Origin of the sequence: Mesorhizobium sp. M0437, from assembly GCF_040321335.1 — a bacterium.
GTDB lineage: Bacteria > Pseudomonadota > Alphaproteobacteria > Rhizobiales > Rhizobiaceae > Mesorhizobium.
Genome location: NZ_JAMYRK010000102.1, coordinates 1 through 12,781 on the forward strand (window position 1 = coordinate 1; position 12,781 = coordinate 12,781).

The 12,781-nt window shown below is 60.2% G+C and carries 13 protein-coding genes; 1 reads left to right on the forward strand and 12 read right to left on the reverse strand.

Annotated elements, in window-relative coordinates:
- Positions 1 to 118: 118 nt before the first annotated feature.
- The 11 genes from NKI72_RS32245 to NKI72_RS32295 form a co-directional block, all read right to left on the reverse strand.
- Entirely contained in the window at positions 119 to 556 is a 438-nt protein-coding gene (locus NKI72_RS32245; RefSeq protein ID WP_352452314.1) for a curlin, read from the reverse strand.
- Between the two features lie 334 nt (positions 557 to 890).
- The gene (locus NKI72_RS32250; RefSeq protein WP_352851920.1) at positions 891 to 1,430 is read right to left on the reverse strand and encodes a transporter; all 540 of its coding nucleotides are present in this window, start codon (positions 1,428 to 1,430) and stop codon (positions 891 to 893) included.
- A gap of 34 nt (positions 1,431 to 1,464) precedes the next feature.
- Complete coding sequence (locus tag NKI72_RS32255; protein WP_352851922.1) at positions 1,465 to 1,743, reverse strand: hypothetical protein; 279 nt, start codon at positions 1,741 to 1,743, stop codon at positions 1,465 to 1,467.
- A complete protein-coding gene (locus NKI72_RS32260; protein WP_352618151.1) occupies positions 1,698 to 2,123 on the reverse strand; it encodes a hypothetical protein in 426 nt (141 codons plus the stop codon). Before NKI72_RS32260 ends, NKI72_RS32255 begins: the two co-directional genes overlap by 46 nt.
- A 193-nt stretch (positions 2,124 to 2,316) precedes the next feature.
- Positions 2,317 to 2,790, reverse strand: coding sequence for a nuclear transport factor 2 family protein (locus NKI72_RS32265; RefSeq protein WP_352618179.1), 474 nt, complete (start codon positions 2,788 to 2,790; stop codon positions 2,317 to 2,319).
- Positions 2,791 to 2,863: 73 nt separating this feature from the next.
- Positions 2,864 to 3,616 carry an SDR family NAD(P)-dependent oxidoreductase gene (locus NKI72_RS32270; protein ID WP_352851923.1) on the reverse strand — a complete coding sequence of 251 codons (753 nt, stop codon included), beginning with the start codon at positions 3,614 to 3,616 and terminating at the stop codon, positions 2,864 to 2,866.
- A gap of 246 nt (positions 3,617 to 3,862) precedes the next feature.
- Complete coding sequence (locus NKI72_RS32275; RefSeq protein WP_352851925.1) at positions 3,863 to 4,774, reverse strand: alpha/beta fold hydrolase; 912 nt, start codon at positions 4,772 to 4,774, stop codon at positions 3,863 to 3,865.
- A gap of 182 nt (positions 4,775 to 4,956) precedes the next feature.
- Complete coding sequence (locus NKI72_RS32280) at positions 4,957 to 5,193, reverse strand: alpha/beta fold hydrolase (protein WP_352851929.1); 237 nt, start codon at positions 5,191 to 5,193, stop codon at positions 4,957 to 4,959.
- Entirely contained in the window at positions 5,194 to 6,018 is an 825-nt protein-coding gene (locus tag NKI72_RS32285; RefSeq protein ID WP_352851931.1) for an alpha/beta fold hydrolase, read from the reverse strand.
- A 146-nt stretch (positions 6,019 to 6,164) separates the two neighbouring features.
- Positions 6,165 to 6,410 (reverse strand): hypothetical protein, encoded by a 246-nt coding sequence (locus tag NKI72_RS32290; protein WP_352503612.1) that lies wholly within the window; start codon positions 6,408 to 6,410, stop codon positions 6,165 to 6,167.
- 83 nt (positions 6,411 to 6,493) lie between these two features.
- Positions 6,494 to 9,232: an ATP-binding protein gene (locus NKI72_RS32295; RefSeq protein ID WP_352851927.1), complete on the reverse strand. Its 2,739-nt coding sequence runs from the start codon at positions 9,230 to 9,232 to the stop codon at positions 6,494 to 6,496.
- 439 nt (positions 9,233 to 9,671) lie between these two features.
- Between NKI72_RS32295 and NKI72_RS32300 the strand changes: the two genes are divergently transcribed.
- Positions 9,672 to 10,319, forward strand: coding sequence for a tyrosine-type recombinase/integrase (locus tag NKI72_RS32300; protein WP_352686920.1), 648 nt, complete (start codon positions 9,672 to 9,674; stop codon positions 10,317 to 10,319).
- A gap of 153 nt (positions 10,320 to 10,472) precedes the next feature.
- On the opposite strand, the gene NKI72_RS32305 is transcribed toward NKI72_RS32300, so the two are convergent.
- The gene (locus tag NKI72_RS32305) at positions 10,473 to 12,425 is read right to left on the reverse strand and encodes a tetratricopeptide repeat protein (RefSeq protein ID WP_352618158.1); all 1,953 of its coding nucleotides are present in this window, start codon (positions 12,423 to 12,425) and stop codon (positions 10,473 to 10,475) included.
- Positions 12,426 to 12,781 lie beyond the last annotated feature (356 nt).

Here is a 12,781-nt window from a genome sequence, read left to right on the forward strand (position 1 = left end):
CGGGCCGCGCCCCTGCCCGGGGGTGTCCGGGGTCGGGCGGGGGGGGGTGCTGGCGCGGGGTGGCGGGGCGCGGGGGGGCCGGGGGCGGGGCCGGGCGCCCCCCTGGCCGTTGCCGTGTTTATGGGCAGGCCTGGACGAAAGCTGCGACATTGCCGCTGCCGCCCTGGCTGACATTGGCATCGCAGCCGTGGCCCACCTGTACGCCGGCAGCAATGTTGCCGTTACCGTCCTGGGTCAGAATGGTGGTGTGGTTGGAGCCGAACTGGCCGACGCCGGCCACGTTGCGGTTGCCGTTCTGGTAGGTGGCGCCGTAGTTGCCGGCCCCGTCCTGGCCGATAGCCGAAAGGTTGTGGCGGCCGCGCTGCTGGCCGATCACCTTGTTGAAGCGGCCGTTCTGATACACCCGGATACGGTTTTTGAAGCCGTTCTGGGCGCCGCCGGCCGAGTTCGACCAGCCATATTGCTCGATGCGCACGTCATTGGCCATGGCCGGAGCGGCGGCAGTGATACCGACAAGAGCGGCAAGCGCGGTTGCGATGAAAGAATTGCGGATCATGAGAGCGTCTCCTTTGGCGGACGGGACCGCGGTTGAACGGCTTCTTTTTAGGAGATGCCGTTCGAACTAAGGCTGAAGGCGGCGTTCAGCTGGGGTTCAGGAGGGCTTGCGCGGGTCGTGGCTGCGGCGGTCAGGCCGCTATTCGCTAGGGCAATGGGTGGAGCACACTCGCCAAGGGCGGCCGGTGTTGGACATTTCTATACTTGGGGTTGGCCGCTTCCGGCCCACAGGCTGCCGGACGGCAATGCGCCTCATCTCGGCCGTAGAGACCAGCTTTGCGACCGCCTGAAAGCGGACCTTTCTGCACCGCGAAGAAAACTGCGTCTGTGGAGCGTCACGGGAGAGTCCTCTCTTTCTCAGATAGCCTCGGAACCGAAGCCAAGAGCGCATGAACGGCCCGCGACGGCGGCCAATCGCCATCGCCGATTATAAGCAGGCCGCCACCCGCACCTTTCGGTTGGATGTCGAACAGGCTTGGGAGGACTGCAACCGGTTTGCCGGCCTGCAGAAATCGACCGATCAGCGACCCCGCCAAGCCGTCATCGTTGCTGCTCCAGATTGAGCCCGGCAAACCGACGCAGAAGCCACCATGAAAATCCTCGATGAAGACTTGGCCAAAGGTAAGCGTGTTTGCCAGATCATCGCGAGCATGCCGGTCGCTTCGAAACCGCGCCGCCAGTTCGCTTCCTTCCCCGCCGGGTCGTTTGGGCCGCGTCGGCCAGGGATAGCCTCCTGATACCGACGCAAGCAGCATTTCAGCGCCGGCATCCAGAAGCGCGTAGTAGACGGCAAGGAACCGAGAGAACTCAACACAACCGTCGCCGGACGCGTGACTGAGCATGACAGCAATGCGAATTGGCGCTTCCGGAAACACGTTGCTTTACTCCACCCGTGAGCCTTGTGAACCGTCAACCTGCTGCGGCAGAGGTTTGCTCGACCGGCAAACGCGCCCCGATCCATGCCAGCACATCCGACATGACCGTTGCGCGGCCAAGATCGTTCAGCAGGTCGTTAAAGTGGGAGGGATATAACTTGAGCGTCTTGTCGGACGAGCCCACAATGTCGAAAACAATTGGCTGCCGGCCGGCTTCGTCCCCTTGTACGCCGTGCCGTGCAGAATGAAGACCGGCAGCGCAATGAACTACGCCGAATATCGGCGCTTCCGATGTCTGCGATTTGTCCTGCATCCGTCTACACTCCCGGTGAGTGGCGAAAGCTGCCGCAATATCGTTTTCGGTAAAGCCGGGGGTATGTGTTGCGGGCAGTTCCAGTCGAAGGCCTCGACCTTGATGAGCATCACGCGCTCGACCGCCGAAGCATAGTCGGCGAGTGTCAGCCTTGCCGCGAGCGCCGCATCATCTTGGGTACCGATGACATGCATTCGACCGAAGATCTTGAGACGGCGCCTGTTCGGAGAGTCGATCAGCAGCAGCGAAATACGGCTGTCCGTGGCGACGTTGCCGGTGGAACCGACTTCACGGCGTGCATAAGCGCTGCGGCTGCCCATCGTTTGCTGCACGGATTTCACTGCGTCAGTGAACCCGATTTCGGCGAATTTGTGGGCCATTCATTGCTCCCTGAGAGCCGCTAGATGGTGTGCTAGATGGCACGAGAACCCGGACGATTTGGCAGATCCGTGGGGCCAACTTCGAGATTTCCCCGAGTCCGTTCTTCTGGCGGATGGCGGCTCGCGCCTTCGAAGCCATGTTCGCGGAGGATCTCGGCAAGAACCGGAATAAAGTTCGAACCTTCTCCGACGATTACAATCCTAAATCCGACAGGCCCGGATGATCGGCCGGACGTGGTCCGGAACGGTCCCAGAACAATTCGCGTTCTGATTCCTGAATTGGCAAATCATTGATGCAGGCAAAGCGCTTTTGCATCAGGCCGTTTTCGTCGAATTCCCAATTCTCATTGCCATAGGCACGGAACCAGTTGCCGGAATCGTCGTGATATTCATAGGCGAAGCGAACGGCGATGCGGTTGTCCGTGAAGGCCCAAAGTTCCTTGATCAGCCGATAATTCAGTTCACGCACCCACTTGCCGGTCAGGAAGGCGACGATAGCATCGCGTCCCTGCACAAAAGTCGAGCGATTGCGCCAATAGCTGTCAACAGTATAGGCGAGCGAAACGCGTTCGGGATTGCAGCTGTTCCAGCCATCTTCTGCACTGCGAACCTTCTGGATGGCGGTTTCGCGGGTGAATGGCGGCAGCGGCGGGCGTTGTTCAGGCATGATCTTTCTCTTTTCAGTCAGTGTTCCGATTGGCAAGCGGTTGTGTCACGGTCCCCACGACGTAACCTGAAATCTAGATCTGCGCGGAGCCGCCATCCACAAACAGCTCGCTTCCCGTGACGAAGCTGCTGTCGCTGGAAGCAAGGAAGAGGGCCGCGCTTGCGGTTTCGTCGGGGTCAGCGAGACGCCCTAACGGCGTTCTTGTCGACACGAACCGGATCATCTCTTTGTGTGCCTCCTCGGATGGCGCGAGCTCGTGCCAGCCGGCAGTAGAGGTCGCGCCGGGAACAAGTATGTTGACGCGGATCCCTCGGCCGGCCAGATCGAGTATCCAACTGCGCGCGAAGTTGCGGATTGCTGCCTTGCTGGCGCCGTACACGTTGAACCCAGGCGTGCCAGTGGTCGCAGCGGTCGATCCAGTAAGGATGATCGAGCTATCGTCACGGAGAAGCGGCAGCGCCTTCTGGACTGTGAAGAGCGTGCCTTTTACGTTGACTCCAAAGGTTCTGTCGAAATGTTCTTCCGTAATAGCGCCAAGAGCGGAAAATTCGCCGCCACCCGCATTGGCGAATAGGATGTCGATGGCGCCGGCCTCATCCTTCACGATCTCAAAAAGGCGGTCGAGATCGGCTAGATTCGCTATGTCACCCTGAATGCCTCGCGAATCATTGCCAACTTCGTTGACGGCCGCATCGAGTTCCTTTTTTCGTCGGTCGGTCATAAATACACGGGCGCCTTCCGCCGCAAACCGTTTTGCCGCGGCCAAACCGATGCCACTCGTTGCACCGGTGATCACTGCGACTTTTCCGTTGAGCTTGCTCGTCACGAAATCTCCTGATCCAAGTTGGCCGCGGCGGCGATGAAGAGAGACGGTATGGTCCGCGCCTGCGGCTGGCGGGCGAACCTCATTGACGGCGCTCAGGTTTCGACTGAGCACACCCATCGAGCGCCGGGAGGCGGCCAGGCAGCACAGGCAAAAGCCGCGAGGCGAAAGTAAATTCTGGCGGGCGTTTTCCGGCCATCCGCTGGCGGCCGTAACGCCGCCAGCGCTCAGATCGCGGCTGACGCCGGCTCAGTTAGTAACCACCTTGCGGTCCAGGAAGTCCCGGATAAGCGGAACCATCTCGTCCAGCTTGTCTTCGAGCGCGAAATGCCCGGTATCCAGCAAATGAAGCTCGGCTCCTGGCAAATCACGAAGATATGGGCCGGCGCCATCGGCGGGGAAGATTTTGTCGTTCTTGCCCCACACGACCAGCATTGGCGGCTTGCGCTCGCGGAAAAATGCCTGGAATTTCGGGTAGAGTGGGACGTTGCTGCCATAGTCGTGGAAGAGATCGAGCTGAATGTCCTTGTTGCCGGGACGGTCGAGCAGCACCTGGTCATGTTCCCAATTGTCCGGGTCGATCCGGGAAACGTCGGCTACGCCGTCCGTGTATTGGAATTTCGTGATGGCAGGCGTGACAAGGAAACTCAGCGCCGTCCGATGCGCGGCCGAACCGTCCGCCCAATAGGCCTTGATCGGATCCCAGAATTCCTTCAGGCCCTCCTCGTAAGCGTTGCCGTTTTGCACGATCAAGGCGGTTACCCGTTCCGGATGTTTGAGCGCGAGCCGGTATCCGACCGGAGCGCCATAATCCATGACGTACATCGCGTAGTTGTTCGCGCCGAGTCGCCCGAGCAAGCCATCCACCAGATCGGCGTAGTTAGCGAAGGTGTACGCGAATTTGGTGTGATCAGGTGCCGCGCTCTCGCCAAATCCCGGGTAGTCGGGCGCGATCACGTGATAGCGGTCGGCAAGCGCCGGGATCAGATTGCGAAACATGTGTGAAGAGGTCGGGAAGCCGTGAAGCAGAAGCACAACCGGCGCGTTAGCCGGCCCTGCCTCACGATAGAAAACGTCGACGCCACCGATCTTGACGGTGTGGTAGTGGGTGGTCGAGTCCACGATCTCAGCGGCGGCGCTTACAGGGGCATTGACCATCATCGGCATTGGGCTCGAGGAAAGCAGTGCAGCAGCAAACACCAGTGCGGTGCGGCGGGTATTGAAAGTGAACATTTGATCTCCTTTGTCCGGCGGCTGCCGGGATTATTGAGGAAAGGCGCTACGCGGGCACGCGGTTGCCCGCGTAGCGCAGTCAACGGCCTGTGGGGGGAGGATGCGGGGAGTCAGGCCGTTTTGCGTATGAAGGCGAGGAGCTCCGCGTTCACCTCGTCTTTGTGTGTGGTGCATAAACCGTGCGGTGCACCTCTGATCACCTTCAGTTTCGCGTTCTTGATCAGCTTCGCCGACAGCAGCGCCGAATCCGCGATCGGGACGATCTGATCGTCGTCTCCGTGCAGGACGAGCGTCGGTAGGTCGACGTGCTGGTTGAATTCACGGCAAGTCTCCGCTTCCGCTGCCAGCTAACCTTTGATGAAGGCGAGCAGGTCGGGGTTTACGATCTCGGGATGCGTAGCGCACAGGCCGTGCGGCAGACCCTCATAGGTCTTCAGCGTGCCACGCTTGAGCAGCTTGACGGAAAGCGGCGCGGAATCCGCGTAAGGAACGACCTGGTCGTCATCGCCGTGCATGACCAGCACCGGAACGTCGATCTCCTTGAGATCCTCGGTGAAGTCTGTCTCGGAGAAGGCCTTGATGCAGTCGTAGTGCGCCTTCGCGCCGCCCATCATGCCCTGCCGCCACCAGTTCTTGATGAGACCCTGCGAAATCTTCGCGCCTGGCCGGTTGAAGCCGTAGAAGGGGCCGGAAGGAACGTCGATGTAGAATTGAGCGCGGTTCGCGACAAGCGCTGCTCTGAATCCGTCGAACACTTCGATCGGCAGGCCGCCTGGATTCTTGTCCGATTTCACCATGATTGGCGGCACCGCCCCGATGAGCACCGCCTTGGCAACCCGCCCCGGTTCGGCGCGCGCCACATAGTGCGCGACCTCGCCGCCGCCGGTCGAATGACCGATGTGGACGGCTTCCTTGAGGTCCAGCGCCTCGGCCAGCTCCGCGACATCGGCGGCATAGGTGTCCATCTCGTTTCCCGTGGCGGCCTGGGTCGAGCGGCCGTGGCCCCGGCGATCATGCGCAATGACACGGTAGCCATTTTCCAGGAAGAACAGCATCTGATTGTCCCAGTCGTCGGCGCTGAGCGGCCAGCCGTGATGGAAGACGATCGGCTGGCCCGCCCCCCAATCCTTGTAGAAGATCTCGGTGCCGTCCTTGGTGGTGATGAAGCCCATGGTCTGTTTTCCTTTTCTGGTTTGGGTGGCGACTTCCGCCGAGAGCGCCTGGGTTGGGTTCGCCGGCAGTAGCGTCGCTGCGGCGCTGGCCATGCCTGCCGCAAGCACGTCGCGACGGGTGAAAGAAGCGGAGGATTGGAAGGCGCTCATGGCCGCGTCTCATCGCCCAAGAAGCGGATGACCTCCTCGCCGAACTCACGCGGGTAGGCGATGCCGCCAACATCGAGCGTCTGCGTCTCCACGCAAGCGGCGCCGCATGCCGCTGCCTGATTTTGCTGAACCGGAGTTGTTGGCGTGGCCAGCACGGCAGTTGTCAGAACAGAGAGCAGTGCGGTGCTGGTCAGGCCGGCCACGACAGTTCGACGAAAGGAGGTAATGCGGGTTGAGTTCATCGCTCTGTTCCTTGGCATAGTGTGTGCTTCGTTCGGTGCCGAAACAGTCGCGCAGGAGAGCGGTGTAAACCAGTAAATCGATGCTAAACGGTGCTAACGTGCCTGTTTAGCGCGGCAAGACTGTCGGCTGAACGTCGCTCCAGGATTGTGGCTCCCTGGTCACGGGCAATCGTTATCGCGCGCTCAAAGAGCGCCCGGGCGTCGGGCCGGCGCGAGGATTGCCCGGCCAAGATCACGCCCTTCTGGCGAATCAGCTCAGCGCAATACCAAGCCTCGCCGCTAACTTGACATCGCGACAGTGCGCCATCCAGCAAAGCCATGGCTTCCGGTTCTCGGCCAAGCCTCGTCAACCCGGAGGCGAGGATTGACTGGAAGACGGTTTGATAGAGATAGAATCCCGCGCGATCCAATCGGTCGAGAGCTTCGCGAACGAGGGTGACGCCTGTCGCCGCCTCGCCACTCCGGATCAGGATGTCGCCCTCGAAGCACTCCGCATAGGCATGCCAGACATCGAGCGCATGATCTCTCGTGCGTCGATGCAGCATTTCAGTGTAGCGTTCGGCGCGTGCCAGATCACCCGCCATCAGCGATACCGGACAGGCCGCGTCCGACAGCGCGTGGCAAAGCGTAAGATTGTGGCCTGCGGCAATCGCTGTTTCGATAAGGTCGTCTATCTCGCGCAGAGCTTCGTCTGTCTTACCGCGAAGCCACAGCACACGCGCCAACGTAATGCGAGCGGTAATGCGCTGCTCATATTGAAAGCGCGCAAGGTGTGCTCTGTTAGCCGGCGCTTTATAGGCGGCCAACATGCGCCGCACATGGTCCTCCGCACCGGTCTGGTCGCCAAGCAGGTGCAGCGACCTGGCCTTCATCCTCTCGCCGATAAGCCGATCGGCGTCGTCGGTCGACCGCTCCGACAGTATGAGAAAGGCTTCGGCCATCTCGAGCCCGGCGCGGGGTTCGCCGCTGTTGGTTCGATCCACCCAGAGTGCCCAGAGGGCACGCAACTGGAAGTCCACGTCGTCAACTTTGCGGGCGATCTCGAGCGCGCGCGTCCACGCCTCAGCGCCGCTGGGTCGGCCCGAAATCGCGCGCATGTGCGGAAAACCCAATGCCGCATGCAGCTGCATCAGGCTCCGTTTGTCGGCTTCCGGCTGCTTTTCAAGCCAGTCCAGCGCTTGCTGGACACGCGACAGGCATTCGTCGACGAGCGACAGCTGATACCACAATGGGATCGCCGCGATCGTCATCGCAACGCCCATCGCGCTCTCGCCTGCTGGCGAAAAGCACCAGTCGAGGGCCGCCCGCAGATTGCCGATGTCGCGGCTGTAGATTTCCGGGGATACCGGCTCCTGCGCGACCTGCCACTGTCGCGCGGCATCGTCGAAATGCGTGCGGTAGTGGGTCGCATGCCTGTATGACGCCTCGTTCTCGAAGCCGGATGCCGAAAGCTTCTTCGCCGCATAGGCGCGCGTCATGTCGAGCAGGCGGTAGCGGATGGGATGGGCGCTGCGGTCGGCGACCACCAGCGATTTCGCGATGAGGTCAACGATACTGCCTTCCACATCGACCGCCCCTTCGCCCGATACAACGGCGCGCGCCGCTTCGAGCGTGAATTCCTGGTTGAACAGCGATAGCTGGGCAAGGACGAACTGTTGCGTCGACGAGAGCAGCGTATAGCTCCAGTCCAACGTCGCGCGCAGCGTCTGGTGGCGTGGAAGCGCCGTGCGCCGTCCGCGCGTCAGGATGTCGAAATTGTTCCGCAACGATTCCGCGACGCCTGCAATGCCCAAGGTGTCCACACGCCCGGCGGCCAGCTCGATGGCAAGCACGATGCCGTCGAGCCGGCAGCAAATCTCGCCCACGATCGGCGCTTCGGCGTTGCTTAGGAAATAGCCGCCGACGCTGGCTGAAACGCGTTCGACGAAAAGCTGGACTGCCGGAAAACGCAGCGCAGCCGGGCCGTCGAGCGCTTCGTTGGTGCCTGGACAGTCCAGGGGTGGCAGGCGAAGAACCCATTCGGCTGGGATACGAAGCGGTTCCCTGCTGGTCGCAAGGATGGTCAACTGCTGCGTCTCGGCGATCAGGGTTTCCGCGACCACCGCAACCTCGTCAATCAGATGTTCGCAACAATCCAGGATGAGCAGCATCGAGCGGTGGTTGAGCTGTCTGGCAAGCTCGGCAAGAGGATCAGACGACGAGAGCACACAGCCTGCCTTGGCGGCAATCGACCCGGTGAGCAGTTCTCCGTTCGAAATCCCAGCGAGATCCACAAATGCGGTCCCGCCCGGATACTGGTCTTTGAGACGGTCCGCAAGCGCGATTGCCACCGTCGTCTTTCCAATACCACCTGGTCCTACGACCGTAAGCAGCCTTTGCTTCGGCATCTGTCGCTCCAGCAGATCAATAACCGCCTCCCTGCCGATAACTCGGTTCGCAAGACGGGGTACCGACGGCTTGCCGCCAAAGGCCGGCTGCCCCTCTAGACTGACAGGGGCCGCCTTATGAGAGACGGCGGCCACAAAGCTGTAGCCCCGGCCGGGGATGTTGGAGATGTATTGCGGAGCGTCGCTGCTTTCGCCGAGAATCCTGCGGAGCGATGCGATGTGAACGCGCAGGTTGTTTTCTTCGACGAACGTGTTCCGCCAGACCAGCGAGACGAATTCATCCTTAGAGATGACTTCGCCGGGCCGCGACGCCAGGACGATGAGGATGTCCAGCGCACGGCTGCCGATCTTCAATCTTTGATCGCCCTGCAGTAGCATGCGCTCGGCGGGCACCAGTGTAAACGACCCGAAGGAGAGTGCGACGCTCGTCTTCAACTCAAAACTCAGATTGATGCCCGGATAATTTAGAATTCCATAATGCATAACTCGAGGAAACAGGCCAGCCTGTCGGACGCGCCCCCTTCGTTGAACTCCCGTCCTCGCGATTTAGAGCGATCGCTCAAAGCGGGGGTGACGCTCGCAATGTCCGGTTTGGGATCAGGAACGCTGGTTGCGGTGAAGGGTCGGTTATCGAGCAGCGAAATGGGCTGATGAAGGGCGGCTCAGCGGTCAGGTCACGACACATATTGACACCGGATCGAGTCAGCATTTCCGATCCCGCCGGAAGTTAGCTTTCGGGACGTTAGAAAGCGACCGGACTGAACGTCCGCTCTTGAAGATCGGCAGCTGAGAGCTGTCAGTGCGCTCCCGGCCCAGACCCTGACAGGCCATACGCGTTCCTCCTGGGGCCAATCATGACCGAAGGAGAAACGAAATGGGAAATTCACACTACGACCCCGTTGCCACCAATCACTGCGCTTGGAATGCGGGCATGAAGGTTGGCACGAAACGCCCTCTTAAGCCTCGGCAGATATGGGCGATCCGTTTCTTCCTTGATCGGGAGCAGCGCCTGCGCGATCGAGCGCTCTTCGATCTGGCGATCGACAGCAAGCTTCGGGGCTGCGATCTCGTTAAGATCAAGATCGGCACTCTTGTAATCGGCCCGGAAATCCGCAGCCGCGCGATGGTAGTGCAACAGAAAACGGGGCGGCCAGTGCAGTTCGAGTTGATGGGTGACGCTCGCGCGAGCCTTCTCGTGTGGCTGGAACGCTGGAACGACGCGGCGGGACCGTTGATGACTATGCATTTCCGAGCAGGATCGACCGCGCAGCGCGCAGCTCACCTGAGCACGAGACAGTATGCCCGTCTCGTCGACGAATGGGTCGCGGCGATCGGGCTTAGACCCCAGGAATACGGCACGCATTCTCTGCGACGCACCAAGGCGTCCATCATCTACAAGGCGACGGGAAATCTTCGAGCCATCCAGATCCTGCTTGGCCACACCAAGATCGAGAACACGGTCCGTTATCTCGGTGTCGACGTCGAGGATGCCCTTGAACTTGCCGAGGCAACGGAGGTCTGACCAACAGCGGCTTCACTTCCCGATTGGAGCCGCGAATGCTTTGCGCCAATGTCGGCCGTTAAAGTTAGTTGTGCCACCGCCTTACAGCGGACACTACCGGCGACGGCGCTTGAGGGCGTAGTTGCGCCAGGAACGGGCCTGCCCTCAACCAACTCATTTTCTGGGCATCATATTCAGGGTCATTGCTTCACTCTCCTCGTGGCCTGCTGATATTCGAGCTCCAGTCGCGACTATTTGGGCCCCCATCCGATTGACAAGCGCGACATAACGGGGATGAGCGCGGAGCGAGTCGAGGTCGCTATCCTGACGCATCCATGGCATGCGCAAAATGAGGTAGGCACGTGATGCAGTTAGCTGACGTTCCAGGCAATCGATAGCCTGCTCCGTCTTGCCCAACTTCGCATAACAACAGCCTATGTTGTACTGAACCGCAATGTTGTCTCCGGCGAACATTTCAGCACGGGAGGCCCACGACAGCGCGCGTTCAATCTCGCCAAGTTCCGCCAGCATTGTGGCCCCGAAACATAGCGCGGTGGCATTGTCGGGATGCGCTTTGACTTCCTTTTCCACTCGCAGCACACCTTGCCTTTTTGCTTCCTTGGCGTCGTCGCTGCGGCCAAGTGAAATATAGACCATCCCTAGATTGGTCCAGAACCGATAGTCATCGGGTGACAACGATACGGCACGCTGGTACAGACCGGCAGCTTTCTCGTATTGACCTTGAATGAAACAATTCCGGCCGTAAGAGAAATAGGTATCGGAAGAACTGGCGTCTAACTCTAAAGCTCGCTCGAACTCCACTTCCGCCTCGGCATACCGGCCATTTACGAACAAGGCCCCGCCACGTGATGCGTGGGCGTCAGCGAGACCTGGCTCAAGTTCGAGCGCCCGTGAGCTGTTGGAAAGGACTGCCTCGAAGCTGGCGTCGGGATCGTTGCAAGTCAACAGAAGCCACTCACAATCAGCCAAAGCGGCATAAGCGCGCGCATAATTTGGGTCAACTTCAACAGCTCTAGCAAACAGTCGCTGCGCTGTTTTGATAAACTTCGTCTCGACTCCCCTGTTGAGGAACGATCTGCCCATCAACAGCGTCTCGTAAGCCTCTGGGTTGTCGGTCGAGCGGTTTGTAATAGTCTCCAGTTCTTCAGGCAACAGCTTCACTTTGAGGACATCGACTATAGTCTTGGAAATCTCGTCCTGCAGTTTGAAGATATCGTCCAGCGTCCGGTCATATCGCTCGGCCCAGATATGGTCGCCGCCACGACCATTGATTAGCTGAGCCGTGATGCGCACCCGTCCTCCAGCCTTGCGTACACTTCCCTCCAGGACGTAGGCGACATTCAGCTTCTTCGCCACTTCCTCGATTAATACCGCCTTGCCCTTGAAGGTGAAGACCGTATTGCGCGCGACGACGGAGAGTCCGGACACCTTCGAAAGGTCGGTGATAATGTCCTCGGTGATGCCGTCGGAAAAGTACTCCTGCTCGGGATCGCCGCTCATGTTGACGAAGGGCAGAACCGCGATCGAGGGTTTATCCAGGAGTTGAGGCACCGGTTGCACCGCGCGTTTGCCGATCCCCCCTGTTCCGGCGCGGTAAACCTGCACCGGCTTTGCGATATTCTTGAGCGCCTGCTCGCCGAGATCGTCGAACGCCAATGTCAGCTTGCCGGTGACATGATCGTGCACGGTGGCGGAGACGTAGATGCCGCCGGGCTCAGCCAGACCCTCCAGCCGGGCTGCCACGTTGACACCGTCGCCATAGAGATCGCTTCCCTCGACGATGACGTCGCCCAGATTGATGCCGATACGCAGGACGATGCGGTAGGCCTCCGCCACGCTCTCGTTGGCCCCGGTAAAACCCTTTTGTAATTCGACGGCGCATTGGACGGCATCAACCGCACTGCCAAATTCCACCAGCACACCGTCGCCCATCACCTTGACCACGCGGCCGTGGTACTGGGCAACCAATGGAACCAGAACATCGCGCCGCCGCGCTTTGAGAGCGGCCAGTGTGCCAGCCTCGTCGTGCTCCATGAGGCGCGAAAAGCCAACGACATCAGCAGCCAGAATCGCGGCAAGGCGGCGTTGGGTTCGAATCTCGGCCATGTGGGTTGAATACTTTCAGAAACCCAGCACCTGGGATTGTATTGGTAATCTGGCCTGGAGTCTATCCGGCCCGACTTCCGAGAATGGGTCAGATCGCGTCGATGCGTGGGGCGCCTGAACGTCCGCTTCTCACATTCCAAGCCTCCAAGCCGCCATTCCGCTTTCGTGAAGAGTTTCGGGCGCCGGCAGGCGTACGAAAGTCCCCGAGGAAGGAACCCGCGGGCCACAGGCGATGGCTATGCGGTGGAGGATCCGGCCAACTCGCTGCCAGCTGCTTGCTCAGCTCTGCGATTTGGTATCGGATACCACTCCATGCCTGCAGCATTGGCACAACAATGCGCGCCAGCTTTTCTTCA